At 72.0% G+C, this 26,048-nt stretch carries 26 protein-coding genes and 2 pseudogenes; 17 read left to right on the forward strand and 11 right to left on the reverse strand.

Going from position 1 to position 26,048, the window contains the following annotated elements; all coding sequences use genetic code 11:
• Positions 1 to 781: 781 nt before the first annotated feature.
• The gene (locus tag ACZ514_RS28470) at positions 782 to 1,273 is read left to right on the forward strand and encodes an SUKH-3 domain-containing protein (protein WP_469126007.1); all 492 of its coding nucleotides are present in this window, start codon (positions 782 to 784) and stop codon (positions 1,271 to 1,273) included.
• 83 nt (positions 1,274 to 1,356) lie between these two features.
• Here the strand turns inward: ACZ514_RS28470 and ACZ514_RS28475 are convergent.
• The 3 genes and pseudogenes from ACZ514_RS28475 to ACZ514_RS28485 form a co-directional block, all read right to left on the reverse strand.
• Positions 1,357 to 2,601, reverse strand: a pseudogene (locus ACZ514_RS28475) (tyrosine-type recombinase/integrase).
• Positions 2,601 to 2,828, reverse strand: coding sequence for a helix-turn-helix domain-containing protein (locus ACZ514_RS28480; protein WP_469126042.1), 228 nt, complete (start codon positions 2,826 to 2,828; stop codon positions 2,601 to 2,603). Before ACZ514_RS28480 ends, ACZ514_RS28475 begins: the two are co-directional and overlap by 1 nt.
• Positions 2,829 to 2,906: 78 nt before the next feature.
• A pseudogene (locus tag ACZ514_RS28485) lies at positions 2,907 to 3,059 on the reverse strand (IS5/IS1182 family transposase); the annotation flags it as partial.
• A 411-nt stretch (positions 3,060 to 3,470) separates the two neighbouring features.
• On the opposite strand from ACZ514_RS28485, the gene ACZ514_RS28490 reads away from it, so the two are divergent.
• Positions 3,471 to 4,184, forward strand: a complete 714-nt coding sequence (locus ACZ514_RS28490) for a hypothetical protein (protein WP_469126043.1) — start codon at positions 3,471 to 3,473, stop codon at positions 4,182 to 4,184.
• Between the two features lie 228 nt (positions 4,185 to 4,412).
• On the opposite strand, the gene ACZ514_RS28495 is transcribed toward ACZ514_RS28490, so the two are convergent.
• Positions 4,413 to 5,324, reverse strand: a complete 912-nt coding sequence (locus ACZ514_RS28495) for a LysR family transcriptional regulator (RefSeq protein ID WP_469126008.1) — start codon at positions 5,322 to 5,324, stop codon at positions 4,413 to 4,415.
• Between the two features lie 83 nt (positions 5,325 to 5,407).
• Here ACZ514_RS28495 and lpdA point away from each other — a divergent pair, with 83 nt between their 5' ends.
• Positions 5,408 to 6,835, forward strand: coding sequence for a dihydrolipoyl dehydrogenase (gene lpdA / locus ACZ514_RS28500; protein ID WP_469126009.1), 1,428 nt, complete (start codon positions 5,408 to 5,410; stop codon positions 6,833 to 6,835).
• Between the two features lie 257 nt (positions 6,836 to 7,092).
• Here the strand turns inward: lpdA and ACZ514_RS28505 are convergent, their stop codons facing one another.
• Positions 7,093 to 8,067: a LuxR C-terminal-related transcriptional regulator gene (locus tag ACZ514_RS28505; protein WP_469126010.1), complete on the reverse strand. Its 975-nt coding sequence runs from the start codon at positions 8,065 to 8,067 to the stop codon at positions 7,093 to 7,095.
• 258 nt (positions 8,068 to 8,325) lie between these two features.
• Between ACZ514_RS28505 and ACZ514_RS28510 the strand changes: the two genes are divergently transcribed.
• From ACZ514_RS28510 to ACZ514_RS28535, 6 genes are all read left to right on the forward strand, one after another.
• A complete protein-coding gene (locus tag ACZ514_RS28510; RefSeq protein ID WP_468701153.1) occupies positions 8,326 to 8,532 on the forward strand; it encodes a hypothetical protein in 207 nt (68 codons plus the stop codon).
• A gap of 48 nt (positions 8,533 to 8,580) precedes the next feature.
• Positions 8,581 to 8,883, forward strand: a complete 303-nt coding sequence (locus ACZ514_RS28515) for a hypothetical protein (RefSeq protein WP_469126011.1) — start codon at positions 8,581 to 8,583, stop codon at positions 8,881 to 8,883.
• Positions 8,884 to 9,020: 137 nt separating this feature from the next.
• Positions 9,021 to 10,283, forward strand: coding sequence for a hypothetical protein (locus tag ACZ514_RS28520; protein ID WP_469126012.1), 1,263 nt, complete (start codon positions 9,021 to 9,023; stop codon positions 10,281 to 10,283).
• Between the two features lie 35 nt (positions 10,284 to 10,318).
• Positions 10,319 to 10,597 carry a hypothetical protein gene (locus tag ACZ514_RS28525; RefSeq protein WP_361600420.1) on the forward strand — a complete coding sequence of 93 codons (279 nt, stop codon included), beginning with the start codon at positions 10,319 to 10,321 and terminating at the stop codon, positions 10,595 to 10,597.
• A gap of 100 nt (positions 10,598 to 10,697) precedes the next feature.
• A complete protein-coding gene (locus tag ACZ514_RS28530) occupies positions 10,698 to 11,858 on the forward strand; it encodes a hypothetical protein (protein WP_469126013.1) in 1,161 nt (386 codons plus the stop codon).
• Positions 11,855 to 13,219, forward strand: a complete 1,365-nt coding sequence (locus tag ACZ514_RS28535; protein ID WP_469126014.1) for an MFS transporter — start codon at positions 11,855 to 11,857, stop codon at positions 13,217 to 13,219. The genes ACZ514_RS28530 and ACZ514_RS28535 overlap by 4 nt, the downstream gene beginning before the upstream one ends.
• Positions 13,220 to 13,369: 150 nt before the next feature.
• Here ACZ514_RS28535 and arr read toward each other — a convergent pair whose 3' ends face one another.
• On the reverse strand, positions 13,370 to 13,801 hold the full coding sequence (arr, locus tag ACZ514_RS28540) for an NAD(+)--rifampin ADP-ribosyltransferase (RefSeq protein ID WP_468170212.1): 432 nt from the start codon (positions 13,799 to 13,801) through the stop codon (positions 13,370 to 13,372).
• 161 nt (positions 13,802 to 13,962) lie between these two features.
• Between arr and ACZ514_RS28545 the strand changes: the two genes are divergently transcribed.
• On the forward strand, positions 13,963 to 14,331 hold the full coding sequence (locus ACZ514_RS28545) for a VOC family protein (RefSeq protein WP_469126015.1): 369 nt from the start codon (positions 13,963 to 13,965) through the stop codon (positions 14,329 to 14,331).
• Between the two features lie 281 nt (positions 14,332 to 14,612).
• On the forward strand, positions 14,613 to 15,134 hold the full coding sequence (locus ACZ514_RS28550) for a hypothetical protein (RefSeq protein WP_468170218.1): 522 nt from the start codon (positions 14,613 to 14,615) through the stop codon (positions 15,132 to 15,134).
• A 67-nt stretch (positions 15,135 to 15,201) separates the two neighbouring features.
• On the opposite strand, the gene ACZ514_RS28555 is transcribed toward ACZ514_RS28550, so the two are convergent.
• A complete protein-coding gene (locus tag ACZ514_RS28555; RefSeq protein WP_468170220.1) occupies positions 15,202 to 16,170 on the reverse strand; it encodes a helix-turn-helix transcriptional regulator in 969 nt (322 codons plus the stop codon).
• A gap of 111 nt (positions 16,171 to 16,281) precedes the next feature.
• Between ACZ514_RS28555 and ACZ514_RS28560 the strand changes: the two genes are divergently transcribed.
• On the forward strand, positions 16,282 to 16,917 hold the full coding sequence (locus ACZ514_RS28560; protein ID WP_468170223.1) for a TIGR03086 family metal-binding protein: 636 nt from the start codon (positions 16,282 to 16,284) through the stop codon (positions 16,915 to 16,917).
• Positions 16,918 to 17,281: 364 nt separating this feature from the next.
• On the opposite strand, the gene ACZ514_RS28565 is transcribed toward ACZ514_RS28560, so the two are convergent.
• Both ACZ514_RS28565 and ACZ514_RS28570 read right to left on the reverse strand, forming a co-directional pair.
• Positions 17,282 to 17,758 (reverse strand): hypothetical protein, encoded by a 477-nt coding sequence (locus ACZ514_RS28565; protein ID WP_468701169.1) that lies wholly within the window; start codon positions 17,756 to 17,758, stop codon positions 17,282 to 17,284.
• Positions 17,759 to 17,939: 181 nt separating this feature from the next.
• Positions 17,940 to 20,057 carry an MMPL family transporter gene (locus tag ACZ514_RS28570; RefSeq protein ID WP_468701171.1) on the reverse strand — a complete coding sequence of 706 codons (2,118 nt, stop codon included), beginning with the start codon at positions 20,055 to 20,057 and terminating at the stop codon, positions 17,940 to 17,942.
• A 66-nt stretch (positions 20,058 to 20,123) separates the two neighbouring features.
• Here ACZ514_RS28570 and ACZ514_RS28575 point away from each other — a divergent pair, with 66 nt between their 5' ends.
• The 4 genes from ACZ514_RS28575 (at position 20,124) to ACZ514_RS28590 (ending at position 24,156) form a co-directional block, all read left to right on the forward strand.
• Positions 20,124 to 20,618, forward strand: coding sequence for a MarR family winged helix-turn-helix transcriptional regulator (locus ACZ514_RS28575; protein WP_468170235.1), 495 nt, complete (start codon positions 20,124 to 20,126; stop codon positions 20,616 to 20,618).
• Positions 20,619 to 20,889: 271 nt separating this feature from the next.
• Entirely contained in the window at positions 20,890 to 21,030 is a 141-nt protein-coding gene (locus ACZ514_RS28580) for a hypothetical protein (protein ID WP_467894193.1), read from the forward strand.
• A 107-nt stretch (positions 21,031 to 21,137) separates the two neighbouring features.
• Complete coding sequence (locus ACZ514_RS28585) at positions 21,138 to 22,415, forward strand: YcaO-like family protein (RefSeq protein ID WP_468701175.1); 1,278 nt, start codon at positions 21,138 to 21,140, stop codon at positions 22,413 to 22,415.
• The gene (locus tag ACZ514_RS28590) at positions 22,405 to 24,156 is read left to right on the forward strand and encodes an ABC transporter ATP-binding protein (protein ID WP_469126016.1); all 1,752 of its coding nucleotides are present in this window, start codon (positions 22,405 to 22,407) and stop codon (positions 24,154 to 24,156) included. The genes ACZ514_RS28585 and ACZ514_RS28590 overlap by 11 nt, the downstream gene beginning before the upstream one ends.
• Before the next feature lie 116 nt (positions 24,157 to 24,272).
• Here the strand turns inward: ACZ514_RS28590 and ACZ514_RS28595 are convergent, their stop codons facing one another.
• Both ACZ514_RS28595 and ACZ514_RS28600 read right to left on the reverse strand, forming a co-directional pair.
• On the reverse strand, positions 24,273 to 24,659 hold the full coding sequence (locus ACZ514_RS28595) for a VOC family protein (protein WP_469126017.1): 387 nt from the start codon (positions 24,657 to 24,659) through the stop codon (positions 24,273 to 24,275).
• Between the two features lie 61 nt (positions 24,660 to 24,720).
• Positions 24,721 to 25,095: a VOC family protein gene (locus ACZ514_RS28600; RefSeq protein WP_469126018.1), complete on the reverse strand. Its 375-nt coding sequence runs from the start codon at positions 25,093 to 25,095 to the stop codon at positions 24,721 to 24,723.
• 298 nt (positions 25,096 to 25,393) lie between these two features.
• On the opposite strand from ACZ514_RS28600, the gene ACZ514_RS28605 reads away from it, so the two are divergent.
• Positions 25,394 to 25,987, forward strand: coding sequence for a TetR/AcrR family transcriptional regulator (locus ACZ514_RS28605; RefSeq protein WP_469126019.1), 594 nt, complete (start codon positions 25,394 to 25,396; stop codon positions 25,985 to 25,987).
• The last annotated feature ends 61 nt before the right edge of the window (positions 25,988 to 26,048 follow it).

Consider the following 26,048-nt stretch of genomic DNA (forward strand, 5'->3'; position numbering starts at 1 on the left):
CGACGGCGGGGAGTTGGCGGGGCGAAGGCCCGGAGATGGGGCCGGACGGCTCCGTGGGCTTTACCCACCTCCCCGGGCCGGGGCCCGCGTCGGGCAAGGCCAGGGGGCCACTCGTTCAAATTCCGGGCAGGATCACGACCTGCCCGAGTTGCCGGGCCAGCGTACGGCCCCCTGACCATGCCCGACCCCAACCCGGGCAGGACACCGGCCAAAGCCCACTCCACCGCCCTCACGCGCGCAGCCGTCTGACGGCAACGCCGACGGCAACAGGGGCGCACAGCACGGCACTTCCACGCACACCTACGGACCGGCCGGAATTCGCTGACCAGTGAAAATGCAGGTGACGGCCGCCCGGCGAGCACACGTACTATGTGCTCGCAGGTGCTACACCGGTCCTGGTTCACAACTGCAATACTGGCGATCCGTTGGTGGACCACGCCAATCAGATTCGCAATCAAACTGGTGTGAAGTTCGTATCGGAGTACACGTCTCCTTCGGGTCAGAAGTACTACGGACGCAACAAGCATGGTCAGCAGGCGAGCGGCCCCCTGAAGACGGCTCTGGACGAGGTAGGCCATCATGGAGGTTGCGCCGAGGTTCATTGCCTAATTCAGGCTCAGGCAGCTGAGGGTCCTGCTGCTATCAGGGGAGGTACAATGCGTACAGTGCAGTCGAGAAACAACTCCATGCCGACGTCAAATACGACTGGACACGGTGAACCAGCCAGCCCTTGTGGTCGCTGCGGGCGACTGCTGGATTACCTTGGTATTGGATAGCCGTCGTGATCAGATTTGATTCGTTGCGGCCCGATCTGCTGCAAGCTCTTCGTGACGCTGGCTGGCACCCTCGAAGGAGGGTTAGCGTCAGCCCTTGGCTCGACTCCTTGCAGCAGGAAGGGTACCTGCCGAATCCGCAGGCCGAAGAAATCCTTGCCGCGCTGGGTGGGCTAGTCATTGAGCCAATAAATCAGTCTGGCCCAAACTTCAGCAACGACGAACCGTTCAATTTCGATCCCATCTCGGCTGGGTCGGGCCAGCGGGGCCTGGCGTCGGAGATTGAGGGAGTCCTGGGTGGGCAGTACTTTCCGATCGGCGAATGGCTCAGTTATTCGAGCGTTTTCATTGAAGCCGATGGGAAGGTGGTAGCCGCCGGGCTCGGATGGATCTGGGAAATGGGCTCCACCTTCGAAGATGCTTTGGAGTTGGCGATCTGTGCAGATCGCCCCCTAGTGTGCCTGTACTCCGACCCGGGGCTAGAACCGTGGCCTCACTGACTTCACGTCAGTAAATCGAAGCCCCGCCAGGCGCGTGCTGGCGGGGCTTCTGCGTTGGGTGACGGCAGCAGTTGACGGCAACGTCAGCGGATGAAGGTGTGACAGGGTGGCGGTTCGTCGTCGCCGCCGTTGGGCGTCTCGATGGTCTCCGGGCTTCCGAGGGCGGTGCTGAGGGCGTCGATGGCGTCGCGCTGGAGACGGAGCCTTACGTGGGCGTAAACGGTGGCGGTGACGACGATGTGGGCGTGGCCGAGGAGTTCCTTGATCACGACGAGTTCGATGCCCTGTTCCAGGAGCAGGGTGGCGGTCGAGTGGCGGAGGTCGTGGAAGCGGATGCGGCGGAGGCCGGCCTTGCGGAGGAGCGTGAGGAAGGCGCGGGTGAGGTTGGTCGGGTCGATCGGTCGGCCCTGCGCAGTGGTGAACACGTGCCCGTCGTGCCGCCACGTGGTGCCCGCGGCCTCTTGCTCGCGCTGCTGCTGTTCGTGGTGGAGCTTCAGCGACTGGACGCAGCGGGTGGGAAGGGCGATGCGGCGCTCGGAGGCCCGCGTCTTGGTGGGCAGCGTGGTGAGCCCGCCTGCGGCGGTTCGCTGAAGGGTGCGGCGGACGGCGGCGGTGCCCGCGCGAGTTCGAACATCGCGTGCAGCCGGTGATCCTGGGCGGCGGTGAGAAACTGCCGGGCTTCTTCGGCGGTGAGGGGTTCGAAGCGTCGGGGCCGTGGGGTGCCGATGCGGACGTTACGGGCGACGTTGCGCGGGATCTCTTCCTCCCGTACGGCGTGCTCCAGGGCGGACTTGAGCACGGAGTGGATGTAGGTGAGCGTCAGCGGGGAAAGCAGCTTGTGGCAGCACCGGCCGGCGGCACAGCAGCGGGGCTCATTGCGCCGGGCGTCGAGGCCGCGCGTGCAGCACTGGCAGGTGGTGCGGAGCTGGTTGAGCCAGGTACGGACGTCCTTGGCGGTGAGCTTGGCGAGCTTCTTCTTGACCAGGCCGGGGACGAGGTACCGGTTGACGCAGGCGGTGTAGCGGGGTGTGGGTGGTTTCGCGCAGGTGGTGGAGGGCGACGTTCTCCAGCCAGTACGTCAGGTACGCGGCCACGCTGCCCGCCGCGGACGGGACGGGGACGCCGCGGTTGCTGGCGGCGATCTTCTTGGTGAGCTTGGCCAGAGCTTCCTTGCGAGTGGTGCCGTAGACGCGCACGCGCTTGCGGGTGTTGCCGGGGGCGAGGACGTATCCGGCGGCTTCCCAGCGGCCGTCCTCGCGCTGGTAGACGGTGCCGTCGCCGTTGGCGCGGACGCGGCGGGAGGCGGGAATGTCTCGGGGTGTGGTCATCAGGCGGCGGCTTCCTGTTCGAGGCGGGTGCGGATGAAGTCGGTCAGCGCCTGGGCGGGGATGCGGCGGGCGCGGCCGAGGGTGACCGAGGCGAGCTGGCGGCTGCGGAGCAGGTCGTAGACGGCGGAACGACCGAGCTGGAGGTGGGCCATGACCTGCGGCACCGTCAACAGGTCATCCGGCGTGCTGGGACCCTGGAGGGGCGCGGCGGGTGCCTGCGCCGTCATCAGCAGCCCCCTTCCGCGATGAACCGGCGTTTCAGCTCTCTGCGATGCCAGACGGCGGCGGCGAGGAGTCCGGCGGCACCGGGGCTGTAGCGGCAGACACCACGGCCGGCCACCACCGGGCCCGTTCCCACCCCGCTCCCGCACCACCCTCACCAGCTTCACGAACCGGTCCATCCGCAAGCCCGTGAACGTCTCCACCCACACCGGCTCAGCCCTCAACACCCCACCCATACAGAAAAAATTCCCGGCGATGAGCCTTCTGCAACACCCTTTAGACGCTGCCCGGCCCAGTCACTCGCAACTCGCCACCTGGCAGCACTACGTAAACGAACCTGCCCGTCGCCTCGTGCAGATCCGAGGAGCCAGACCGGCGGCATCACTCACGCCATCGCCGCCATGAACGCCCTCCCGCCGTACAAGGACAGCGTCACCCTGCGCATGCTGGTCAACGGGTCAACGTCTGACTCCACCACCCGCTTCCAGCACGAGTGCGGCAGTGGCGGAGGATGGTGCAGGAGATCAGGCTCGCGCGGCAGAGCGGGCCCTTCGATACCGGTGGCAGGAGCGTCCAGACCAGTGCCCGCACATCCCATACGGCCCGATCGCACCGGCTCCGCGTCCGACGTGGGGGTAGGGGTGCTGATGTTCAAGCCTGCCCTCGTCAGGGCGGTGTTCAGGGACGTCACCACGCTTCACCTCTCGCGGTCGGCCGCCCATGCTGCCTCGTCGGTGACGCAGACCGTACTGACGGGCATCATCGACGGCGCGCTGGAAGGAGCCCGCGAAGGGGGACGCAAGAAGCTGCTTCCTGAGGACCTCGTGACGGCCATCGGCCGCGATGTCGAGTTGGAGGTGGGCGGCAGGTGGTATGAACACAGTCCTACGTTCAAGGGGTTGAGCGGGGTCGTGTACGACGCTTCGGGTACCGCCGTAACCGCTCCCAGGCGCAGCAGGTCGCGTAAGGCGAGTGCGGTGGTGGGCGCCCACAGGTTCGAGGCCGGGGTCAGGAGGCTGCTGCGCAGCCGGGACGCGGCGGCTGGGTTGGGGGTGGTCCGCGATCTGGACGGGCTCGCGAGCGGGTTCCTGACGGACCTCGCGCGGGACGCGGCCATGATCGTCCGGGAAGGCGGGATCAAGCGGTTCGGCACGGTCAGCGTGATGACGCCGGGCTGTCCGGTTGGTGCGCCTGCGCCCCTGCCGGAGTCCGCCCTGGCCCTGTCCACCAGGTCGGGGGACAGGCGGACCATCGGCGGGGACGACGTGCTGGCCGCCACCACGATCCAGCTGTTCGGCGAAGTCAGGCGGCGGGCCCTCGCCACGGCGCGCGAGGCGGCCGAAGGCGGTCAGGGCGGCTGAGCGGGGACCGGTCGCCACCGGGCCTGGACGCCGACGACCAGTGCGTGCGCCTGTGGCTGGTCGACGAAGACGGCCGGAGGGGAGAGCCGCTGCTGTTGTGGCCGAGTGGGACCAGGGCCCGGGGGGACCCCGCCTTCACCGGCTTCGCGGACTTCCGGAATCCCTTGCCGTCCGGGCCGCAGGCCGGCCCCTGCGAGAGCGGCGCTCGCCGCCGGCGCCGCGGGGCGGCTATTGTCCCGGGCCTGCGGAGTCGGGGCTGACGGCCGCCTGGCTGCCGGCGGTCAGCTCGGTGAAGGCAGCCGCCGCGCCGGTCAGCGGGACGCGGGAGAACACCGCCAGAGGGCGGTGCCACGGCGGGTCGAGGGAGAGCAGAAGACAGTCCTCGCCGACCGCGCCCCGGACCATGTGAGCGGGGGCCATGACGGTGCCCACCCCGGCGGCCGCCATCCGCACGGCCGTGGAGGTGTGTTCCGTACGCAGCACCGTGCGCGGGGTGAAACCCGCCGCCCCGCAGGCCCGGTCCAGGACCGGCTGCCCCTCCACCAGCGGTTCCATCGCGCAGCGGATCCAGTCGCGGTCGGCGAGCTCGGCGAGGCGGACGGCCCGGCGCCCCGCGAGGGGGTCGTCGAAGGGGACGACGATGACCAGCTCCTCGCGGCCCACCCGCACCAGGGGGCCCGTCCAGTCCTTGGGTTCGGGGCCCACGGCGAGGTCGGCGGCCCCGCGCTCCAGCTGCTCCTCCAGGTCGTCCGTGGAACCGTACTCGCGCAGCACCAGGGAGACCCCGGGGTGCAGGGCCCGCCAGCGGGCGGTGATGCCCGGGAGCATCCCGACGGCGACGGCGTGCACGGTGGCGATGTGCAGTTCGCCGCCGGCCACCCCGGCCGCCGCCCGGGCGGCCCGCTCCGCCTGGCGGGCGCTGCGCACGGCGAGCTGCGCGTGCGGCAGGAAGGCGCGACCCATGGCGGTGAGTCGGATCCCCCGCGGCATGCGCTCCAGCAGCGCGCCGCCCACGGCCGTCTCCAGCGCCTTGACCTGGTGGGAGAGGGCGGGCTGGGTGACGTGCAGGGTGTCGGCGGCCCGGGTGAAGGAGGACTCCTCCACGACGGCGAGGAAGTACTCCATCTGACGCAGACTCATGATCGGCAAGCATAAGGAACCTGCATGGAGTCCAGAACATCTTTGCCTTGGACTGCGGGGAACGGCCGGTACAGGCTCGGTACATGAGCAACGACAGCAACAGCTTCGGCGACGGCACGGCGGACGTGATCGTGATCGGTGGTGGCACCGGGGGCTACAGCACCGCCCTGCGCGCCTCGGCCCTCGGACTGACCGTGCTGCTCGCGGAGCGCGACAAGGTGGGCGGGACCTGTCTGCACCGCGGCTGCATCCCCAGCAAGGCCATGTTGCACGCGGCCGAACTCGTCGACGGCATGACCGAGGCGCGAGAGCGCTGGGGCGTACGGGCGAGCGTGGAGTCGGTGGACTGGGCGGCACTCCGCGCGACCCGGGACGACATCGTCGGTCGCAACCACAAGGGGGTGGAAGGCCACTTGGAGCACGCCGGGGTGCGGGTGCTGCGCAGCGGCGCCCGGCTGACCGGCCCGCGGTCCATCCGGACCGAGGACGGGCGGGAGTACACCGCCACCCGGGGGCTCGTGCTGGCCACCGGGTCCCGGCCGCGCACGCTGCCCGGGCTGGAGCCCGACGGGCAGACGGTGGTCACCAGCGACGACGCCCTGTTCGCGCCCGGACTGCCGGCTTCGGTAGTCGTGCTGGGCGGTGGGGCCATCGGCGTGGAGTACGCCTCCTTCCACCGTTCCATGGGGGCCGAGGTCACCTTGGTCGAAGCGGCGGACCGGCTGGTGCCGCTGGAGGACGCGGACGTGTCCCGGCACCTGGCGCGGGGCCTGAAGAAGCGCGGCGTCGACGTGCAGACGGGCGCCCGTCTGGAGGGTGCGGTGGTGGCGGACGGGGTCGTCCGGGCCACCGTGCGGACCGCGCGCGGGGAGCTGTGCGAGCTGAAGGCGGAGCGGTTGCTCGTGGCGGTCGGCCGGGTCCCGGTCACCGAAGGGCTCGGCCTCGCGGCGGCCGGGCTGTCCACCGACGAACGGGGGTTCGTGGCGCCGGCCGACTGGTCCCGGCTGGAGACGGCCGTCCCCGGCGTCCACGTGGTCGGCGACCTCCTGCCGCCGCCCTCCCTGGGACTGGCCCACGCGTCCTTCGCGGAGGGGCTGCTCGTCGCCGAGACACTGGCCGGGGTGGCGAGTGCGCCGGTGGACTACGCGGCGGTGCCGCGGGTCACCTACTCGGCGCCGCAGACCGCCGCCGTGGGGCTGACGGAGGCGCAGGCGCGCGAGGCGGCGTACGACGTGGTGGTGAACACGATGCCGCTGACCGCGGTGGCGAAGGGGATGGTGCACGGGCAGGGCGGGACGGTGAAGGTCGTCGCGGAGCGGGGCGGACGGGTGCTGGGGGTGCACATGGTCGGGCCGCACGTGTCGGAGATGATCGCGGAGAGCCAGCTGATCGTGGGGTGGGACGCCGAGCCGTCCGACGTGGCCCGCCACGTCCATCCCCACCCGACGCTGTCGGAGGCGGTGGGCGAAGCCTTCCTCACGCTCGCCGGCCGAGGGCTCCACCAGCAGTGACCGCCCGCCCAGCCGGCGGGCCAACGCCGTCATGGCCCGCCGGCAGGCGAGGGACAACGGGCTCGCCACCACCGGTGAGCGCATGAGCCGCACGCCGGTGATCGGGCTGGCCACGCGTCCACTTCGCCGTCGGATCCGAGCTGGTCACCCGGATCCTCACGACCGCAGGCGTCCCGCAGGAAGGTCCGGCCCCGCCGGCCGCCGACCAACGGCGGGCCGCCCCTCGGCCGCGTCAACGGCCCTGCGGGTCGATTGACCTAGAGCCAGCCGCGCTTCGTGGCGTTCACGCCGGCCTGGAATCTGCTGGCGGCGTCCAGTCTTTCCATCAGGCTCGACATCATGCGGCTGACGGTGCGGGCCGAGATGCCGAGGTTGCGGGCCGCGGCCTCGTCGGTGTCGCCCGCGGCGACCATGTCCAGCAGGGCGCGTTCGATCGGGGTGCAGCCGTTGTCGTTGGCGGCGGGTTGTTCGCCGAAGGAGGTGCCGGCCGACCAGCACAGCTCGAACAGGGCGCACAGGGCGGTGATGACACCGGCGCTGCGTACCTCGATGGCGCCCTTGCGGGGGTCCTGCGGGTCCAGGGGCAGGATCGCGGCCCGCCGGTCGACGATGATCATCTGGATGGGCACGGTGGGTACGGTGCGCATCTGGCCGCCGTGCTCGATGAGCCAGCGGGCGTAGGCGAGGGTGTCGGGGTCGTTGCGGAAGCTGTCGCGGCAGACGGCCCGGATGTTCACGCCGCGTTGCAGGGCCGCCTCGTTGAGGGGGGTGGCGGCGTTGCGGGCGTCGGGGCGGTGGGCTCCGCCGGGGTTGAGGGAGAGGCATTCGGTCTCGGTGGTCCGCTGGAGTTCCTCCAGCCGGATGCGGACGGCGTCGAGGCCTTCGAGTCGTGTGGCGCTGTCGGACGTGCGCGTGTCGAGGTGTTCGGCGGTGATCGCCGCGATCTCGGCGCGGGCGGTCTCCACTTGGGCCAGGCGGGTGGCGATGTCGGCTTCGGCGGAGGCCAGCAGGGTGGTGAGGCCGACTTCCGGGCTGACGGGGCGCAGTCTTCCTCCGCGCTGGTCGGAGGGCTTGAGGAGGGCGAGGGCGGCGAGTTCGTCGAAGGCGGCGCGGATCGCCTTCTCCTGGAGTCCGGTGTCCGCCATCAGGTCGGTGATGCCGTGGTCGGGGTGGAGCAGGGTGGCCCTGTAGACGGTCTCGGCGTGGGGTGAGAGTCCGAGTAACTGCAGCATGCGGTCTGCCTTCGGTCAGGTCCTGGTCTGGGGGGGGCGGGATCGGTCATGGGTGCAACCTCCCTCATGACCGGGCGGGGTTCAAGGCCGCGGGGGGTGGAGGTGGCGTCTCCCCGCCTGGCGTGTTGGCGCCCGTCTGCGGCTAGTGACACCGCTGTGGTTGTGGGACAGGCTTGTGCCATCGAACGCAACACCCCATAGAACGGGGTGAACGCGACAAGCAAGGCAGAGAAGCTGATTCTGAAGGGTGGAGCCTCCATGTCCCGGGTCGCCGCAGTCCTGCTCGCATCCGCCGCTCTCGTCGTGGCCGTCGGAACCTCCGCAGCCGTCTCCCAGGAGGCTCCGGCCGCCGGGCGGACCTCCGCCGGTGACGGGTTCGGCTGGGGCAAGGGGCGGCAGGTCGTGGCCGACGACGGGTTCGGCTGGCGCGGTCCGCGCAGCGGCGCCCGCCTGCCGGTCGCCTGACGCGGGTCCCTTGCGGAGGCCGACGGTGCCGGTTCACACGAGGGCTCCATGTACATGATCACCATGCGGCTGGTCGGTTCCCCCGGGACGTGTGCGGCGCCCGACGACCTCAGGGAACTCCTGACCGCCCACTTCGACCCCGCGGACCGGATCGAGCACCTGTGGACACGCGCGGACGGGGAACGGATCGACCTGGTCCTGTTCGTCCTGGCCGCGTGCGAGGCCGAGGCCCTGCTCACCGCCCGCGCCGCGTGCCTGCGGGCCGTCGCCCGCACGCCGCCGCTGGTGGCCTGGCGGCTGTCCGACACCGCGGACGCCGGTGACGCCGGTGGCGGCCGCGAGTACCGCTGACGGCACCGGACACCGGCCCGTCCGACGACCCGTCCGTGCGGGGGTCCGTCCGTGAGCGGCTCTCCCCCGCCGTTCCCCTCACGCCCCCCGGCCCGCGCGTCGGCCACCACCACGAAGGCAAGAGAGAGGAATCCACCATGCTCGAAACCGCTGGCGCAGGGCCGCGCACGGCGCTCGACCGCACCACCGAACGCCGCCACATCGGTACCTTCCGGGTGCCCGACGACGTCACCTCGATGGAGTTCCGCCTGCCGGGAGCGCGGCTGGAGACCACGAACGTGACCGAGGGCGACGGCACGAACGGTGTCGTGCGGGTGACCCGCATCTCCAACGGGCCGGGCATCACCGACTACGTCACCCACGAGAAGGACTTCGCCTACTCCGCCTACGGCATCCACGTCGGCCAGGACGACCGGCTCACCTTCTTCGGCGAGGGCCAGCGCATCACCGTGCACCTGATCGACTGCCGTGAGGACTCGCCGCAGCTCGGCGACGAGATCACCATCGAGATGGCCGTCTCGCCCTACCGGGTCCTGATCATCCCCAAGGGCGTCGCCCACACCCTCGACGGTCTGGGCGGAGTGGTGACCCGCGACGAGCCGGTCTGGTACGCCGACCAGAACCCCGACTGGGAACCCGACAACGACCTGGTCTCCTTCCTGCGCTCCTCGCAGCAGGCGCCCGTGGTGCGCACCAACCGCCACGAACTGCCCGTCGCCGCGCACCTGCTGCTCTCCCGGATGTCGCAGCAGACCAACGCCCAGGACCAGGGCGCCTACGCCGCCCGGTACCGCGTCTCCATCGGCGGCAGCACCACCTACGCCACGCTCAGGCCGGCGTGGCGGGCCGCGGAGACCGGCGCGGACGCCCACCCGTGGTCCTCCCGCAACAACTTCGTGCTGACGGGCCCGGAGTCCTTCACCGTCGTGCCCTCCACCGACAGCTGCACCTCCGACGTCCTCGAAGTGGACCTCGACGGCAGCCGCGCGGAAGAGCCCGACGGGGCCGGCAGCGGCACCGGCCGGTTCGTCCGCCACGCATACTCCCGCCGCCGCCTGACGTGGCTGGCGGGCAGCACGGACGCGCGGATCGAGGTGGTGACCGCGGACGGCGAGCACTGCGTGATCCGCCTCGGGGACCCCACCATCGGGGTCCGCGTCCCCCCTGGTACCTGGTACCGGTTCACCGGAAGCGGCCGTGTCTGGCTCCGCTCCGAGATGGAGCTCCTGGACCTCGAACCCTGGGCCCTGGACCACCCCCTCGGCCGCGACGTCACCACCTCCGCCCTCTCCGGGGCCGTCACCAGCAGGCCCGAGCAGGACGGCGACCGCTACCTGCCCGGACCGGCTCTCCACGCGCTGGCGCGCATGGAGGCCAAGGCAATATCGCTCACCCGCTGAAATCCGACCGCAGAACCCACCGAAGGGAACTCATCATGTCGATCACCAGTGCCGAGACCGCCGCCTGGAAGACCGAGCTCGCCGCCATGTCCGGTGACGTCACCGACCCCGCCGCCCGCGCCGCGCTGGAGAGCCTGAGCTCCGCGCTGGAGCCGTACTTCGAGACCCCGGAGTACTTCCGCAGCATCCTCGGCAAGATCGCCTCGCGGATGATCGACGCCGACACCGAGGAGCAGATCACCTCGCGTTCCTTCGGTGACCTGGCGGAGTTCAAGGCGGCCCTGCCCGAGGGCGTCGTGGTCACCACCGTCTGATCGGCCGGCAGTCGTTGGGGGCGGGTGCACCGGTCCGGTGCACCCGCCCCAGGCGCTTGCGGCTGCTTCCCCGCCCGCTCCGCAGAGAGGAACGCCGTCCATGTCCGCCCTCCCCAAGCCGCACCTGATCATGACCAAGACCCGTACGACGGGTGAGGAATCCGGTCTCCCGGGAGCGCGGCACATCCGGTCCTCCCGCAACGACCGGCCGTACCACTACATGGTGCACAGCCCGCACTTCGCGTACGAGGAGTACGCGGTGCACCTCGGGCAGTACGACCGGCTGTCCTTCTACGGGCCGGCGGGCACCGGGCCCGTCACCGTCCACATGTACGACTGCCGGGAGGACTCGCCGGAGTACGACCGCAAGCTGGTGATCGACGTCCCGGCGGACGGGTCGTGCGTGCTGGCGGTCCCGCCCGGCTACGCGCACTGGTTCGAACGGCTGGAGAACGTGACCACCCGCAACGACTACTCCCTGCACGCCCCGCGGGACCCCGCCCCGCAGGGTCCCGCCTCGCGGTGGTCCCCGTTCGACGACAACGCCACGTACTCCGTCGCCGACATGGACCGTGCGCGGCCGCGGGCCGTCGCCAACACCGTCGAGCTGCCGACGGCCGCCCAGTTCCTGATCTCCAAGGTGGTCTCCCGCAGCTGGCTCGGCGGCGCGACCGAACAGGGCGTCGTGGCCTCCGCGGAGATCGGCGGCGAGCTGCACCGCTACTTCATCGACCGGGACCTCGCCGGGCAGCAGCCCGTCCTGCCCGTGTCCGAACTCGCCACCGTCACCGCCGGGGTGGGCTCCTACCAGTCCATCCGGGACGACTCGTACGGCATCGGCTCCAACGTCGAGAACGGGCTCGCCGACACGATGGTCCACGACCTTCCGGACACCTGGCCGGGGTATTTCAGCGCCCATCCGCACCTGACGCTGAAGCTGTCCCCGCTGCTGTACGACAATCCCGAGATGGAACTGCAACTCATTGACCGCCGCACGGACTCGCCCACCTTCGGGGCCTGCCAGGTCCTCCCCTTCCCGCGGGACCCGCGGGTCGTCCTGACGATCGAGCCGGGGGTGCTCATGCGGGCCCGGGGCAGCGGGACGCTCCACTACCGGGTGGAGTACGAGGTCCACGACTCGCGCGGCGCGGACCTGCCCGAGCTGTTCGTGGCCGTGCCCGCCGACGGGTTACGGCCCGCTTTCGACGCGCCCGGTTCCGCGCTCGCGGGCGACGTCGTACGAGAGCTGGCGTACCGGTGAGCGCGACCGAGGAGAAGCCGCGGACGGGCCGTGCCGTGCTGAACTCCGCGCCGCGGTGGCTGACGCTGCTCCTGGTGGTCTTCGCGGTGCTGGTGCTGTCGCGTTCCCTGAGCGAGGGCATCTACGACATCGCGTTCGCCAACCTCGCCCTGGACCTGTCCGGGCTGGTCAGCACGGTCGGCCTGGTGTACTGCGTGGGATACGGGGTGGAGGTCGTCGCCTCGGTCGCGGCCGGACCGCTGCTGGACCGGGGCAACCCGAGGGCCGTCCTGGTCGCGGCGTACCTCGTCAAGATCGGTGTGTTCGTCCTCATCGGCATCGGCTCGTCGTTCCTGTCGTCGCACCTGTGGGCGATCGTCGTCGCGGCGGCCACGGTGGACCTCGTCCATCACATCGGGGAGATGGCGCTGTTCGTGCTCCTGCCGCGGATCCTCGACGCCAAGACCCTCGTACGGGTCCAGGGCATCGGCGGGACCATCCGCTCGGCCTGCGAGCTGCTCTCCCCCGTCGTCGCGGGCCTGGTCATCGCGCTGATGCCCGGGTCCCGGGCCCTGCTGGTCGCCGCGGGGCTGCAGGTGATCGCCCTCGCCGTGTTCGCCGCGTTCGTCGCCGTCGTGGCCCGCCGGCCGCGGTCCGCGGATCCGGCGTCCGCCCGGGAGCAGGACTCGGGCGAGGAGGCTTCCGGGGGCGCGGCACCGGAGGGGCCGAAGGGGCCGGCCGTCCTGCCGTCGCGTCGCGTGGTGGCCAGGACGCTGGCCGCCAGCCCGGCCTGGCGCCGCTTCCTGACCTTCCACGCCCTGACCGTGCTCGCCCTCTCCACCGTCATCCTCTCCCTGCTGTCGCTGATGAGGGAGACCTTCGAGATGTCGCCGGCCCGCGCCGGCTCCTTCCTGGCGTTCTCCACCATCGGGGCCGTCATCGGCGGCCTGGTCGTCGCCAAGGCCGGCCCGGAGGGCATCTACTCCAGCCTGCGCTGGGCCACCGCCCTCGCGGGCGCCGGCACGCTGGCGGCGGCGCTGCTCGGCGGAACGCAGTGGATCCTCGCGGCCGCGCTGGTCCTCTTCGGCCTGGGCTTCACCGTGTACCTCAGGTCCGCGGGCCTCCTGGTCCAGCTCCGGGCGCCCGCCGCGCTGCTGGGCACCTGGCACGGGCTCCTCGACGCCGTCATCCGCATCGTCAGCGCCGGGGCGATCCTCGCCACCGGCTTCCTCTTCGACCGCTTCGGGGGCAGGCCGGTCTACCTCTTCTTCGGTGCGCTCCTGCTGCTGACGGCGGTCCTGTGGTCCACCTTCGGCGCCCGGGACCGCCAGGGCCTCGGCAGCACCGCCCTGCACCCCGCACCGGCCGACGCGGCCTCCTGAGAACCGGCCGCCGGGCGCGGAACGGGGAACGGGGACGGGGCGCCGGCCCCGGCGGTCCTCACGCGTCCGGTGCCGGGACTGCTTCCGCGCGCCGCGGCCAGGGCGGCCCGGGTGACCGCCGGCGCGGAGCGGGCGGACCCCCGTGCCGGGTCAGTCCAGGATCGTGGCGGCACCACGGCGCCGAAGGTCGGCCAGCGCATCCTGCATGGCCTTGATCTGCTCGGCGGAATGACCGGTCCAGCCTTTGAGTTCCGACACGACGCGGACAGGATCGCTCGTGCGATAGGAGCGGGTCGGATTGCCCGGGAACTTCTTGTCGGTGACGTTGGGATCGTCTTCCACAGCGCCGGTCGGCTCGACCACGTAGATCCGCCCCGGTCCGTCACCGGCTGCGAGCTCCGCGCCCCAGACGGCGGCATCCAGGGTCTCGGAGAAGTAGACGTTGCGGGACACCCGTCCGTCCTCGAAGTTGGACGCGTAGCCGGGGACGAGCAGATCTCCCGGAACGAGGTCCGCCTTCGTGCCGTGCAGGTACGTTCCTGCCTCATACACCTGGAAGGGAACAGGGGCGCTGCTGGTCATGGACTGCTCCTTCGGCTCGGGCGTTCGACTACAGACTACGTACCACCGCCGGGGTGGACCGGGATCGGAGAAGAGACCCGGTCTGCCGGTCATCTCGTGGAACCTGCCGGGACGGCGCCTCTTAGGATGCGGGAAAGTCCGCTGATCAGCTCGGAGACGTCATGCCCTTGCAGATGAAGTTGAGCGCGATAACGCTGGATTGCCCTGATCCACTCGCGCTGGCGTCGTTCTATCAGCAGGCCACCGGGCTTGAGCCCCACCCGAAGTCGGACGCCGACTTTGCCGGTCTCCACCGTGAGGACGGACTCCTCATCGGCTTTCAACGGGTCGACGACCACCGGCCGCCGAGCTGGCCCGGTCAGGCCGTTCCCCAGCAGCTTCACCTCTGCTTTGACGTAGCGGACCTGGACGAGGCGGAGGCCCGGCTGCTGGAGCTGGGCGCGGGCAAGACGGACCACCAGCCGCACGAGGACACATGGCGGGTCCTCACCGACCCAGCTGGGCATCCCTTCTGCATCGTCAGGAGCTGACTCCCTTCCCCTTGGCCGGTGTTTTCGGCCGGACGGGCTGACGTCCCCCGAGGGGTGCAGTCCCGGCGACCGCGACGTGCGTGGCGGTGCGGACCGCCCGGGAGAAGCCGGGTCAGGGCGGGCCGCCACACCGTCGGGTGACGTGACTCGGCCGGGCGAGTGACTGCGGGGACCTCCGGCTGCTGACGGGCCGACCGGTGTTCCAGGATCGGTGCCGTCGCCGGCATCGGCGAATGGGGTGCCGACCGTGTCCGTGCCGGCTGTTCGAGGAGTTCCGTCCCATGCGTTCACGAGTCATCGCCCTCATGGCCGCCGCCGTCGCGGCCACCACGGCGTTCGCACAGCCCGCCCAGGCCGCGCCGCTCCTCGACGGGGTCTACCGGTTCGCGGCGCTCGCGGACGGCAAGTGCCTGGTCTGGCCCAAGATGAACGCACCCATCGGCACCGTGTCACTGGGCGACTGCGCGGACAGCGCCCACACCTCCGCGAACTGGCACGTACAGCAACGGCCCAACGGGACGATGAACGTCTCCGTGCCGGACTCGGCCCCCACCGGCTGCCTCAGGCTGACCGACGACCACAAGGTGGGGATCAGCGACCGCTGCGACAAGTACGCCGAGTGGACCGTCTCCTACGGTTCCGCCGGGCCCGGCGCGACCGTGTGGGCCGACATCCAACACACCCCCGGCGACCGGTCCACCTCGTGGGGGAACCTCATCGACGATCCCGGCGTCACCGCCCGACTCGTCGTCAGGCCGGTCCCCATCGAACCGCACTACTGGGCCCTCCAGCCGGCCGGCTAGGGGGATGGACGCGCCTTCGGCGTGGACTCCCCGCCCGTGACGGCCGCGCGGGGCTCCGGCCCGCGGGTCAGTCCTGCGGGGCGGGCGGTTCCTCCGCCGCGTACAGTCCCGTGAGCTCGGCGGCGATCCGGGCCAGCCACTGGCGTACCTCCGGCGGCTCCAGCACCTCGATGCCGGCTCCCAGGCCGGCCAGGTGCCCGGCCAGGGCCTTGGCGGCCGGGCCGTCGACCCGTACTTCGGTCCAGCCGTCGGGCAGCGGACGGCCGACACGGACGCGGCCGCCGAGGAGCCGTTGCAGCAGGGGCAGCGTGTCGGGGCGGACGCGGGCCCGGGCGGTCACCGCGTACATGCCGTCCTGGAAAGCCCCGGACAGTGTCCGCCACGCCGCGGCGAGGTCGAAGTCGGGCGGCCGGACCACCGGTTCGCCGGTCGGCTCGACGGAGGTGACCCGGCTGAGCCGGAAGGTGCGCAGGCCCTTGTCCGTACCGGCGACCAGGTAGTCCACGCCCGCCTTGGCCACCAGACCGAGGGGGTCGACGGTGCGTTCGCCGGCTGGTTTGCCGACGCCGGCGTACCCGAGGCGGACGCGGGTCCCATCCACGACGGCGTCCTGGAGCGCGGAGCGGTGGGCAGCGTCGGCGGTGACGGCGTTGCGGGACCAGTCGGTGGCGTCGACGACTCCCGCGCGGGCCGCGGCTCGGGCCTGGACGCGCAGGGCCGGTGGCAGGGCCCGGACCAGCTTGCGCAGGGTGGTGCGCAGTTCGGGGGTGGCCGACAGGGGGCCGGTGACGAGGAAGAGCGCCCGGATCTCGTCGGCGGTCAGCCCGGTGAGGTCGGTGCGGGCCCCGCCGACGAGGGACCAGCCGCCGCCGCGGCCGCGCTGTGAGTAGACGGGGATGCCGGCCGCGGCCAGGGCCTCCAGGTCCCGGCGTGCGGTGCGCTCGGACACCTCCAGTTCGGCGGCCACTTCGGGGACGGTGGCGCGGCCGCGTTCTTGGAGGAAGAGCAGGGTGGCCACCAGCCGGTCGGCTCTCATGGGCTCTTGTCCTCCTTCGGGGGTGCGGTGCTGGGGTGCGGTGCCGTCGTCTTTGCATTCTCTCCGGAGAACTGGCCAGGAGATGGCCACTTTCACTTGCAGGATGAACCCATGAACCAGACCGAGAAGTCGACCGGGAGCCCGTCGGACTCCACCGGTGCCGTCGCCGCGCCCTCTTCGTTCGATCCGCGGAGCGACCTCGCCGCGGCCGTCGAGCTGGCGGGCCGTACGCTGGCCGCCGTCCGGCCCGAGCAGTACGACGCCCCGACCCCCTGCGAGGAGTTCGACGTACGGCGGCTGTCGAGCCACCTCGTCGCCGTCGTGCGCCGGATCTCCGTGATCGGGCGCGGTGAGGATCCGTTCAGCGTCCCGTCCTTCGCCGATGAGGTCGCCGACGGCGCCTGGGCGGCGGCCTGGGGGCCGGGCGCCCGTGAGGTCGCCGAGGTGTGGGCGGATCCGGGCATCCTCGGCCGGCAGCTGCGCCTGCCGATGGGCGTCCTGCCGGGCGCGGCGGCCGCGGCCGTCTACACGCACGAACTCACCGTGCACACCTGGGACCTGGCCAGGGCGACCGGACAGGACCCGGACTGGGACCCGGCCCTCATCGAGCGGGTGATCGGCGTCGTGCGCCGCGCGTTGCCGGCCGAGACCCGGGGCGGACGGATCCCCTTCGCAGAGGTGGTGGCCGTGGACCCCGGGGCTCCGGCCATCGACCGGCTGGTGGCCTGGGCCGGACGCCGGCCCTGAGGGCCCGGGCGGCGGCGGGCCCGGGCCTCGGGCCCGCCGCCCGCTACGGCGTCGGGCGAGTGCTACGCCCGGCCGGGGCACCGCTCAGGCGTTCCACCACCCGTCGGTGCCGCATCCGGCCTCGCAGTGCCACCATCCCTGGGACTTTTCCTGTGCCAGGAGTCTCTTGAGCCCGGCGAGATCCGTGCCTGCCGGCACGGTGGAGGACCCCAGGGGGAAGTCTCGCCGAAGACCTCGCCTCCGAGCCCCAAGGGCGAGGGGCGTTGACGGACCGCTCGGGGGCTTCTCCCGAGCTGGCCCGCGGGGAGGGGCACGGCCCGCCCCGGCGCTGAGCGGCAGGCTGCTGGGGAGGGCCTCGGCGCGGTCAGCCGGCGACGTTCGCGCAGACGATGTAGAAGGTCACGGTCTCCGTCTGGTCCCCCTCGTTGTCCACGGCGACCTCCCAGCGCGTTCCGTCAGCGTTCGGACCGGACCAGTCCACTTCCAGGCCGGAGGTGCCGCTCGTGGTGGGGACGACACCGCCGCTCAGGGCGCGCTTGCCGGTGGGGCAGGTGGCCCCCCGAGCCGCCGACGAGTTGGGCTCCAGCGTGACCGTGTCGATGGGGATCACCTCGTACCCGGTGATCCCGCCGCCGTTGGGGGGTGCCGGCGTCCCGGTCTGTTCGCAGGTCCCCCCTTGGGCGACCTGGTTGTCGTTGCCGTTCACGTTGGTCTGGAGGCCGCACACCACGGGCGACAGGACGCCGGACAGGAGCCCCCCGTCGGCGTGCGCGGTGCTGACGCTCGCGCCGCCGATCGCGACTGAGGCCGCCAGTGCCGCCATGAACCGCACAGTCCGCATCACACACTCCCGCGTTCGCTCCAGGTCAACCGATTCGTCCCGAATGTAGGGGTCGGGGGTGGCGGGAGGTGAGACCGACACCGCCCGCTCAGTCTTTCGGCTCGCTCGGCGGGAGACCCGCGAGGAGGCGGTCCCGCCGCCGCGTGGTCGCGGCACGCGAGGGCGTCCGGTCTTCTGACCGTCACGGCGCGCCGGGCGGTCCGGGCTTCTCCGGGTGGGGGCGTGGTCCTCGGGCGAGGGCGCCGGGCCACCAGCTGCGCGGGCCGATGTCGAGCACCAGTGCCGGGACCAGGAGGGACCGTACGACGAGGGTGTCGAGGAGGACGCCGAAGGCGACGATGAAGGCGATCTGCACGAGGAAGGCGAGCGGGATGACCATGAGCGCCGCGAAGGTGGCCGCGAGGACCACGCCGGCCGAGGTGATGACGCCGCCGGTGGTGGTCAGGCCGCGCAGCACCCCGCGGCGCACTCCGTGGACGAGGGACTCCTCGCGGACGCGGGACATGAGGAAGATGTTGTAGTCGACGCCGAGCGCCACGAGGAAGACGAAGCCGTACAGGGGGACGGAGGCGTCCGTGCCGCTGAAGCCGAGCAGGTGCTCGAAGACGAGTGCGGAGACGCCCAGGGTGGCCAGGAAGTTCAGGGCCACGGTGGTGACGAGCAGCAGCGGGACCAGGAGGGAGCGCAGGAGGAGGACGAGGATCAGCAGGATGATGCCGAGGACGACGGGGACGATGAGCGTGCGGTCGCGGGCCGCGGTCCGTTCGGTGTCGTGCTTCTGGGCGGTGTAGCCGCCGACGAGGGCGTGCGCGGCCGGTACCGCGTGCAGGCGTGAGCGCAGCTCGGTGACCGTCTTCTTCGCGGCGTCGCTGTCGGCGGCGGCCCGGAGGGTGGCGTCGATGCGGACGCGGCCGTCGACGACCGCGGGCTCGCCGCCGGGCCGCCCCGAGGCGGTCACGGGTGCCGCGGAGGCGACGCCGTCCGTGGCCCGGGCCGCCGCCTGGACCTCGGTCGCCTTCGCGGCGTCCGCGATGATCACCGCGGGCTGGCCCGCTCCGCCGGGGAAGTGCCGGCTGAGGGTGTGCTGGGCGGCGACGGAGGGGGCGTCCTTGACGAAGATCTCGTCCAGCGGCACGCCCTTGGAGGACAGGCCCGGCGAGAACGCGGCCAGGGCGAGCAGGAGCAGCGTGGTCGACACCCAGACCCGGCGGGGTGACCGGTCGATGACGGCGGCGACGCGGTGCCACAGCCGGTGGCCTTCCGCCGTGGCGTCGTCGGCCTTGGGCGTGGCGGGCCAGAACGCGGCCCGGCCGAGCAGGACGAGCACGGCGGGCAGGAAGGTGAGGGTGGCGAGGACGGAGCAGACGATGCCGATGGCGCCGACCGGGCCGAGGGCCCGGTTGTTGGTCAGGTCGCCGGCGAGCAGGGCGAGCAGGCCGAGGGCCACGGTGGCCGCGCTGGCGGTGATCGCGCCTGCCGAGCGTCGGACGGCGGCCAGCGCCGCGGCCGTCCGGTCGCCGCGCGCCGCCAGTTCCTCCCTGAACCGTGCGGCCAGCAGCAGCGCGTAGTCGGTCGCCGCGCCGATGACCAGGATGGACAGGATGCCCTGCACCTGTCCGTCGACGCGCAGGGTGCCGCGGTCGGCCAGGGCGTAGACGACGGCGCAGGCCAGGCCGAGGGCGAAGACCGCGCTGATGATGATCACGAGGGGGAGCAGCAGGCTCCGGTAGACCAGCAGCAGGATCAGGAGCACGGCGCCGAGTGCCACGCCCAGCAGCAGGCCGTCGATGCCGGAGAAGGCGTCCGCGAGGTCGGCCTGTGTGGCCGCCGGCCCCGCGACGCGTGCGCTCAGGGCGGGTACGGAGTCCGCCGCCGCGCGCACCTCCTCCATGACGGCCGGCAGCTCGTCGCCCAGGTCGGGGGCGAGCGGGACGACGGCCTGCAGGGCCCGGCCGTCGTCGGAGCGCAGGGCGGGCGACGGTGGGCCGGTGATGCCGTGGCGTCCTGTCAGGGCGGTGACGGCGCGTGTCGCGTCCTGCTGCTGGGTGTCGGTGACGCGGCCGCCGTCCCGCGCCTGCCAGACGACGATCGCGGGCACCGACGGGGACCGCTCGAAGGCCTTCCGCTCCTCGAGGACCCGGGTGGATTCCGCGCTCCGGGGCAGGAAGGCGGCCTGGTCGTTGGTGGCGACTTCGCCGAGCCGTCCCGCGTAGGGGCCGAGCGTTCCTCCGATGCCCAGCCAGAGCGCCAGCAGGACCACGGGCACCAGCCACCTGGCCCACCGCGACGTGTTCCTCATCGACAGAACCCCTCTATTACTCAACCGTAAAGTATCTCAATGATCGAGAGATCATATGCTGGGGGGATGCCCAGCGCCGACACCCCTCCCCCCGTACTTCCGTGCGACGACCCGATCGGGTTGCAGTCCTTCGCCGTGCTGCTGCGCGCGATGAACGCGGAGTTCAACCGGATCGCCGCGGAGTTCGCCCGGGAGCAGGGCCTGCACCTGACCGACGTGCAGGCGCTGATCGCCGTGCTGGACGCCGAACGGGACGAGGACGCCGGCCCCATGACCCCCGGGCGGCTGGGCTCCCGCATGAACCTCACCTCGGGGGCGGTCACCGCCTGCCTGGACCGGCTGGAGAGGGCCGGCCACATCGTCCGGGTGAGGGCGGCGGACGACCGGCGCGTGGTCCACGTCCATTACGCCCAGGCGGGCCGCGAGGCCGCGCGCGAGTACTTCCGTCCGCTCGCCCGCTCCACCGACGCCGCGCGGGCCCGGTTCAGCCCGGACGAGCTGCACACCGTGGTGCGTTTCCTCGCCGAGATGAACGACCAGCTCGCGCGCGTGCGCCGCTGAGGAGCACCTGCCGCGCCTCCGCGGTGGGGGGTTCGGTGTCGTTCTCACCGGTACGGGCGGCGGGTGTGATGGCGTTCGGGGTGTTTTGGTTCACGTCCTCAAGGGCCGTCTTCCGGCGCGCGGTTGCCCCCGGGGCTGCCCTCGCGGGCATTCTGCGGACCGGTGGTGTCGGGGAGTCTTGATCTCGGAAGGGCCCCCCGGGAAGCCACCGCGACCCGGCGGGAACACCGCCCTTCCGTTCGCACATCACTTCACTCACCGAGGAGTAGTCATGGGTAGCTTCGACTGGGGCCGTAACTGGAAGAAGACCGTTCTGCCGGGCACCGAGCTCACGGACGTGACCGAGGCGGAGCAGGGCGCGATCGCCGAGCTGCTCGACATCGCCGAGAGCACCGTGGTCATCAACAAGTAAGGCGTTGTACCAGCAGGCGGGCACGGGATCGCATCCGGTGCCCGCCTGCGACGTCGCGCCGCGCGGACCGACGCCGCGGCGCCCCGGCGGGCAGAACACGAGCGGACATGGGTGGGAAGATGCTGCACCAGTACGGCGAACGAGAGATTCCGCTGGCGGAGTCCTGGAAGCGCGGCACGGAGGCCCTCGCCGCGCTGGGGCTGACGGCCGCGTACACCGACCTGGGCGGGGACCCGGGGGCGTGGCACTGCCAGCTGCACGAGGCGGACGGGACGCCGGTCCCCAGCCTCGCCGGGTGCGGCAAGGGATACGGCATGGCCGCCAAGGTGGGGGCGCTCTACGAGGCGCTGGAACACCACCTCGCCGCCACGGTCACCATAGAACCCGCGGACGTCGTCCTCCGCTCCGCGCACGAGATCTCCAGCGGCCCCTTCGCGCCGGACGTCTCCTCGCTCCTCCTCTCCGCCGGCCCGGACGGGCAGGTGGCCTGCCGCAGTCATCGCGCCGTGCACGGGGACGCCACCTGCGACGTGCCGGTGTTCGTCAACTGCCCCTGGTACCTGGAGGACGAGGCCCAGGACCTGCGGTCGCGGCTGGGGGACCACTACCCCTACGGCGCCCTCGGCCGCTACAGCGTCAACAGCGGCTGCGCCACCGGCGCCTCCGTCACCGAGGCCACGGTGCACGCCGTCAACGAAGTGGTCGAGCGCGACGCGTTCTCCCTGCTGCTGATCCGCACGTTCCTCGCCCCGCGGCCCGCGCCGCTGACCGTCGTCGACCCGGACACCCTGCCCGAGCGGCTCGCCTCGCTCCTGAAGGCGACCGAGGAGCGCGTGGGCGCGCCGGTCGTCCTCATCGACATGACGAGCGACATCGGCATCCCGAGCTTCATGGCCTGGTCGGCCCCGCAGCGGTCCGGCATGATCCGGCGCGGCTGCGGCACGTCCCTGGTCTCCGCGTACGCGGCGGAGCGGGCGCTCACCGAGCTGATCCAGTGCATCGCCGTCACCTCCCGCCCCGGCTACGACCATCCCGAGCGCAGCTCCCTCGAGGGCTACCCGGCGCTGATGCGCTGCTCGGAGATGGACCTGCGTCCGGCCCTCGGCACCGCCCGGACCGTCGCGTTCACGCAGACGCCGACGTGCGGCGAGCCGGAGCAGTACCTCGCGGCCCTGGTGGAGCAGCTGGCGCGGCGGGGACACACCCCCTACGCCCGCCCGCTGCACACGTTCGCCAACGGGGTGTCCGTCGTCAGCGTCGTGATCCCCGGCCTGGAGCGGTTCGCGCTCATCACGGACGGGCGGGTCGTCGTCCCCGGGAGCCGCGGGCGGCAGGCGCAGCGCGCGGTTCCCCAGCCGGCCGGTCCGCACGCCGATGCCGCCTGACGCCCCCTCCGGCAGCGGCGCGCGCTTCCTGCTGCGCTCACTGGCCCCCGTCAAGGCCGTCTTCGGCGCGGGTGCCGCCCTGAGCCTGGCGGGCGGGGTCGCCGGGCTCTTCCAGCCCCTCATGGCGAAGGACGTGATCAGCTCGCTCGGCGAGGACGGCCCCTCGCCGGCGCCGTTCGTCCTGCTGGCGCTGCTGGTCGTGGCCGCGGCCCTGCTGACCGCGTGCGGCGATTTCCTGCTGGAGCGCACCGCCGAGACGATCGTGCTCGGGACCCGCACCAGGCTGATCCGCCGCGTCCTGTGCCTGAAGGTCGACGCGGCCGCCCGGCTGCAGCCGGGCGACCTGCTCACCCGGGTCACCAGTGACGCGGCGGTGCTGCGCCAGACGGTGTCGCACGCCGTCACCCAGATCTTCTCCAGCAGCCTGCTGATCGTCGGCTGCGTGACCCTGATGGCGTTCACGGCTCCCCTGCTGATGGCCGTCACCGCGGGCGCGCTGCTGCTCGTCGCCCTGTCGGCGGGGGTGGCGCTGCCCCGGATGCGCGCGTCCGCCGAGCAGGTGCAGCAGTCGGTGGGCGCTCTGGGCGCCGTGCTGGAACCCGCCCTGAACGCGCTGCGGACCGTCAAGGCGTTCGGTGCGGAAGGCCGGGAGGCGGCCGCCGCCGAACGAGCCGCGGAGCGGGCCTGGCGGTACGGCGTCAAGGCGGCCGGCTGGCGGGCCGTCGCGGGCACCGCCATGACCATGTCGGTGCAGACGGCCTTCCTGGCGGTCCTGGGAGTGGGCGGCGCGCAGGTCGCGTCCGGGGACCTCTCGTCGGCCGGGCTGGTGGCCTTCCTGCTGTACCTCTTCTACGTCATGCAGCCGCTGGACGCCCTGGTGCAGGCGCTCGGCACCGTCCAGGTGGGGCTCGCCGCCGTGCAGCGCCTGGAGGAGCTGGACGGCCTCCCGGCCGAGGACCCCGGACCCGCGCGGACCCCGGCGGCGCCGCTGCCCGTGCCGCGTCCCGCCGCTCCCCTGCTGGCCCTGGACGACGTCTCGTTCCGCTACGACGCCGGGCACCCGGTCCTGAGCCGGGTCAGCCTGCGGGTCCCGCACCGCGGGCTGACGGCCCTCGTCGGCCCGTCCGGGTCCGGCAAGAGCACCGTCCTCGCGCTCCTGGAACGCTTCCACGAGCCGGTGTCCGGGCACATCCGCATCCACGGCCGGGACGTGGCCGGACTGCCCCTGCACGAGTTGCGCCGCCGCATCGGGTACGTGGAACAGGACAGTCCGCTGCTCTGCGGGACGCTGCTGGAGAACGTCTGCTACGGGCTGCCCGGCACCGACCGGGACAAGGCCCGGGAGGTCCTGGGCAGGGTCGGCCTGACCGGCCTGCTGGACCGCCTGCCCGAGGGCCTGGACACTCCCCTGGGCTCCGGCGGCACCGCGGTCTCGGGCGGTGAGCGGCAACGCATCGCCATCGCCCGGGCGCTGGCGCGCGACCCGGAGCTGCTGCTGCTGGACGAGGTGACCTCCGGTCTCGACGCCGCCAGCGAGAAGGTGGTCATGGAGACCGTCCGTGCGGTGAGCCGGAGCACGGCGGTGGTCCTCGTCTCCCACCGCATGTCCTCGGTCAAGGACGCCGACGCCATCGTGGTCCTCAACGACGGGCGGCTGCTGGCCACCGGCACCCACGACGAACTCCTGGGCGCCAGCCCCTTCTACCGCGAACTGGCCGGCGCCTCCGCGCCGGCCGGGTGAACGGCCGGCCGCGGCGGCGGGGCGCCGTCCGGCGGAGTCGGCGAGGCGGACCCGGATGGCGTCCGGCTCCGGGCGGGCCGTCGCGCGGAGGCGCCGGTAGTGGCTGCTCGGGTGGGTCAGACGGCGGGGGTGGCCGACTTCTCGTTGACGCCGATGACGTAGCCGTCGAGGTCGCGGAAGTAGAACAGGCGCATGCCGTTGTGTTCGGCGAGGGGCTTGACGATCTCGGCGTGCCGGGCGATCCGGTCGTACGCGGCCTGGAGGTCGTCGACGCCCAGGTAGTGCATGCCGGCGAAGCCGATGGGGGTGTCGGCGAGGACGGGCAGCCAGTTCTTCAGGTCGGCGTTGCTGTAGAGCATTCCGCAGAACTCGCCGTCGTGGAACAGCATGTGGATGTCGTCGCCGGGCCTGGCGCCGCTGGAGTCGGTGGTGAAGCCGAGCTTCTCGTAGAAGGCGATGCTGGCCGCGGTGTCCTTGACGCTGAAGCAGGGTGCGTAGCCCATGGCGGGTTCCTCACTGTGGTGCCCTGGTGCGGGCGGGATGGGTGGGGTGCGGTGGGTGTTGTCATGCGTCGGGGGTGTGGGCGGCCTCGCTGACGCAGAAGGGCTGGCCGGAGGGGTCCAGCAGGACCGTCCAGTGCCCGCCGCCGGGCTGGTGGCCCGGCCTGGTGGCGCCCAGCTCCAGGAGGCGCTGCTCGGCCGCGGCGACGTCGTCGAAGGCGAGGTCCAGGTGGAAGGGCAGCTCCTCCTCGGGCCAGTTCGGCGCCTTGAAGTCCCGGGCCGTGTAGAAGACGTACGCCGTGGCGCCGTCGGTGACGTAGAACGCGGTGGGCACGCCGTGCTCGTTCGGGAACTCCTGGGTGACCTTCCAGCCCAGGGCGGCGGCGTAGAACTCCGCGAGCACCCGGCCGTCGGGGCCCCAGAACGCGTACGAGGTCACGCGGCCGGTGGCAGGGGGGCGTGGGGCATGGCCGGGCTTCATCGAGATCACTCCAGGGGTACGGGACCGCGTCGTGGGGGGCGGGCCCCGCGCGTCGGCTTTTGAACAGTACATACGTACTGTACGCGCGTACTGGATGGTGCGCAATTCGGGCATATCGTTTTGACGTGTCGGGGATGCGGCGCCCGTCCGGAGCCACGAATGCCGTGGCGACCGCGCTGCTGCGGCTCACCGCGCACCGGAGGGGGAGTACAGTACGTACGTACTGGATCTTTTACCGGCCCCAGGAGTCGCCGCCGTGCCCCAGGACAGTGCCCCTCGCCGCCGTCGCGATCCCGAACGCCGTATCGCGGAGATCACCGCCGCGACCGGCCGCGTCATCGCCGACCGCGGCATCGAGGGGCTGACCCACCGGGCGGTCGCCGAGGAGGCCGGCGTCCCGCTGGGCGCCACCACCTACCACTTCAAGACCAAGGACGACCTCATCCAGGCCGCCCTCCAGCAGGCGTACGAGCGCTACGCCGCGATGCTCCACGACTGGGTCGCCCAGCGCCCCGACCTCACCGCCCACCAGCTGGTCGTGCTGCTCACCGACGCCCTCATGAGCTACTTCGGGGCCGACCGCGACCGCGCCCACGAGATCGTCGAGCTGGAGCTCTACCTCGCCGCGCTGCGCCGCCCGGCCCTGCGCCCCCTGGTCGACCAGTACACCGAGGCCACCGTCAACGCCCTGCTCCCCTATACCGACCCCGTCACCGCCCGCACCGCGGCCGCGGCCATGAACGGGCTCAGCCTGCAAGGCCTGGCCGCCTCCCGGCCCCCCACCCGCACCGAAGTCGAGGACGTCCTCGCCCGCATCCTCACCACCCCCAACCCGGCACTCCCCGCCTGACGGGCGGTCAGGGCCGGCGCGGGGCAGGCGGGGTGGGTGTGACGGGCCGCCGGGCGGTCCG

The organism is Streptomyces sp. NPDC034086 (assembly GCF_055575515.1).

Bases quoted from the DNA above. Each gene is read 5' to 3' on its own strand.
- ACZ514_RS28575 (WP_468170235.1), top strand. From the start codon at position 20,124: ATGCCCAGCGCCGACACCCCTCCCCCCGTACTTCCGTGCGACGACCCG.
- lpdA (WP_469126009.1), top strand. From the start codon at position 5,408: ATGAGCAACGACAGCAACAGCTTCGGCGACGGCACGGCGGACGTGATC.
- ACZ514_RS28525 (WP_361600420.1), top strand. From the start codon at position 10,319: ATGTCGATCACCAGTGCCGAGACCGCCGCCTGGAAGACCGAGCTCGCC.
- ACZ514_RS28510 (WP_468701153.1), top strand. From the start codon at position 8,326: ATGTCCCGGGTCGCCGCAGTCCTGCTCGCATCCGCCGCTCTCGTCGTG.
- ACZ514_RS28520 (WP_469126012.1), top strand. From the start codon at position 9,021: ATGCTCGAAACCGCTGGCGCAGGGCCGCGCACGGCGCTCGACCGCACC.
- ACZ514_RS28515 (WP_469126011.1), top strand. From the start codon at position 8,581: ATGTACATGATCACCATGCGGCTGGTCGGTTCCCCCGGGACGTGTGCG.
- ACZ514_RS28545 (WP_469126015.1), top strand. From the start codon at position 13,963: ATGCCCTTGCAGATGAAGTTGAGCGCGATAACGCTGGATTGCCCTGAT.
- ACZ514_RS28580 (WP_467894193.1), top strand. From the start codon at position 20,890: ATGGGTAGCTTCGACTGGGGCCGTAACTGGAAGAAGACCGTTCTGCCG.
- ACZ514_RS28490 (WP_469126043.1), top strand. From the start codon at position 3,471: ATGTTCAAGCCTGCCCTCGTCAGGGCGGTGTTCAGGGACGTCACCACG.
- ACZ514_RS28585 (WP_468701175.1), top strand. From the start codon at position 21,138: ATGGGTGGGAAGATGCTGCACCAGTACGGCGAACGAGAGATTCCGCTG.
- ACZ514_RS28565 (WP_468701169.1), bottom strand. From the start codon at position 17,758: ATGCGGACTGTGCGGTTCATGGCGGCACTGGCGGCCTCAGTCGCGATC.
- ACZ514_RS28555 (WP_468170220.1), bottom strand. From the start codon at position 16,170: ATGAGAGCCGACCGGCTGGTGGCCACCCTGCTCTTCCTCCAAGAACGC.
- ACZ514_RS28595 (WP_469126017.1), bottom strand. From the start codon at position 24,659: ATGGGCTACGCACCCTGCTTCAGCGTCAAGGACACCGCGGCCAGCATC.
- ACZ514_RS28505 (WP_469126010.1), bottom strand. From the start codon at position 8,067: ATGCTGCAGTTACTCGGACTCTCACCCCACGCCGAGACCGTCTACAGG.
- ACZ514_RS28495 (WP_469126008.1), bottom strand. From the start codon at position 5,324: ATGAGTCTGCGTCAGATGGAGTACTTCCTCGCCGTCGTGGAGGAGTCC.
- ACZ514_RS28530 (WP_469126013.1), top strand. From the start codon at position 10,698: ATGTCCGCCCTCCCCAAGCCGCACCTGATCATGACCAAGACCCGTACG.
- ACZ514_RS28550 (WP_468170218.1), top strand. From the start codon at position 14,613: ATGCGTTCACGAGTCATCGCCCTCATGGCCGCCGCCGTCGCGGCCACC.
- ACZ514_RS28480 (WP_469126042.1), bottom strand. From the start codon at position 2,828: ATGACGGCGCAGGCACCCGCCGCGCCCCTCCAGGGTCCCAGCACGCCG.
- ACZ514_RS28560 (WP_468170223.1), top strand. From the start codon at position 16,282: ATGAACCAGACCGAGAAGTCGACCGGGAGCCCGTCGGACTCCACCGGT.
- ACZ514_RS28590 (WP_469126016.1), top strand. From the start codon at position 22,405: ATGCCGCCTGACGCCCCCTCCGGCAGCGGCGCGCGCTTCCTGCTGCGC.
- arr (WP_468170212.1), bottom strand. From the start codon at position 13,801: ATGACCAGCAGCGCCCCTGTTCCCTTCCAGGTGTATGAGGCAGGAACG.
- ACZ514_RS28570 (WP_468701171.1), bottom strand. From the start codon at position 20,057: ATGAGGAACACGTCGCGGTGGGCCAGGTGGCTGGTGCCCGTGGTCCTG.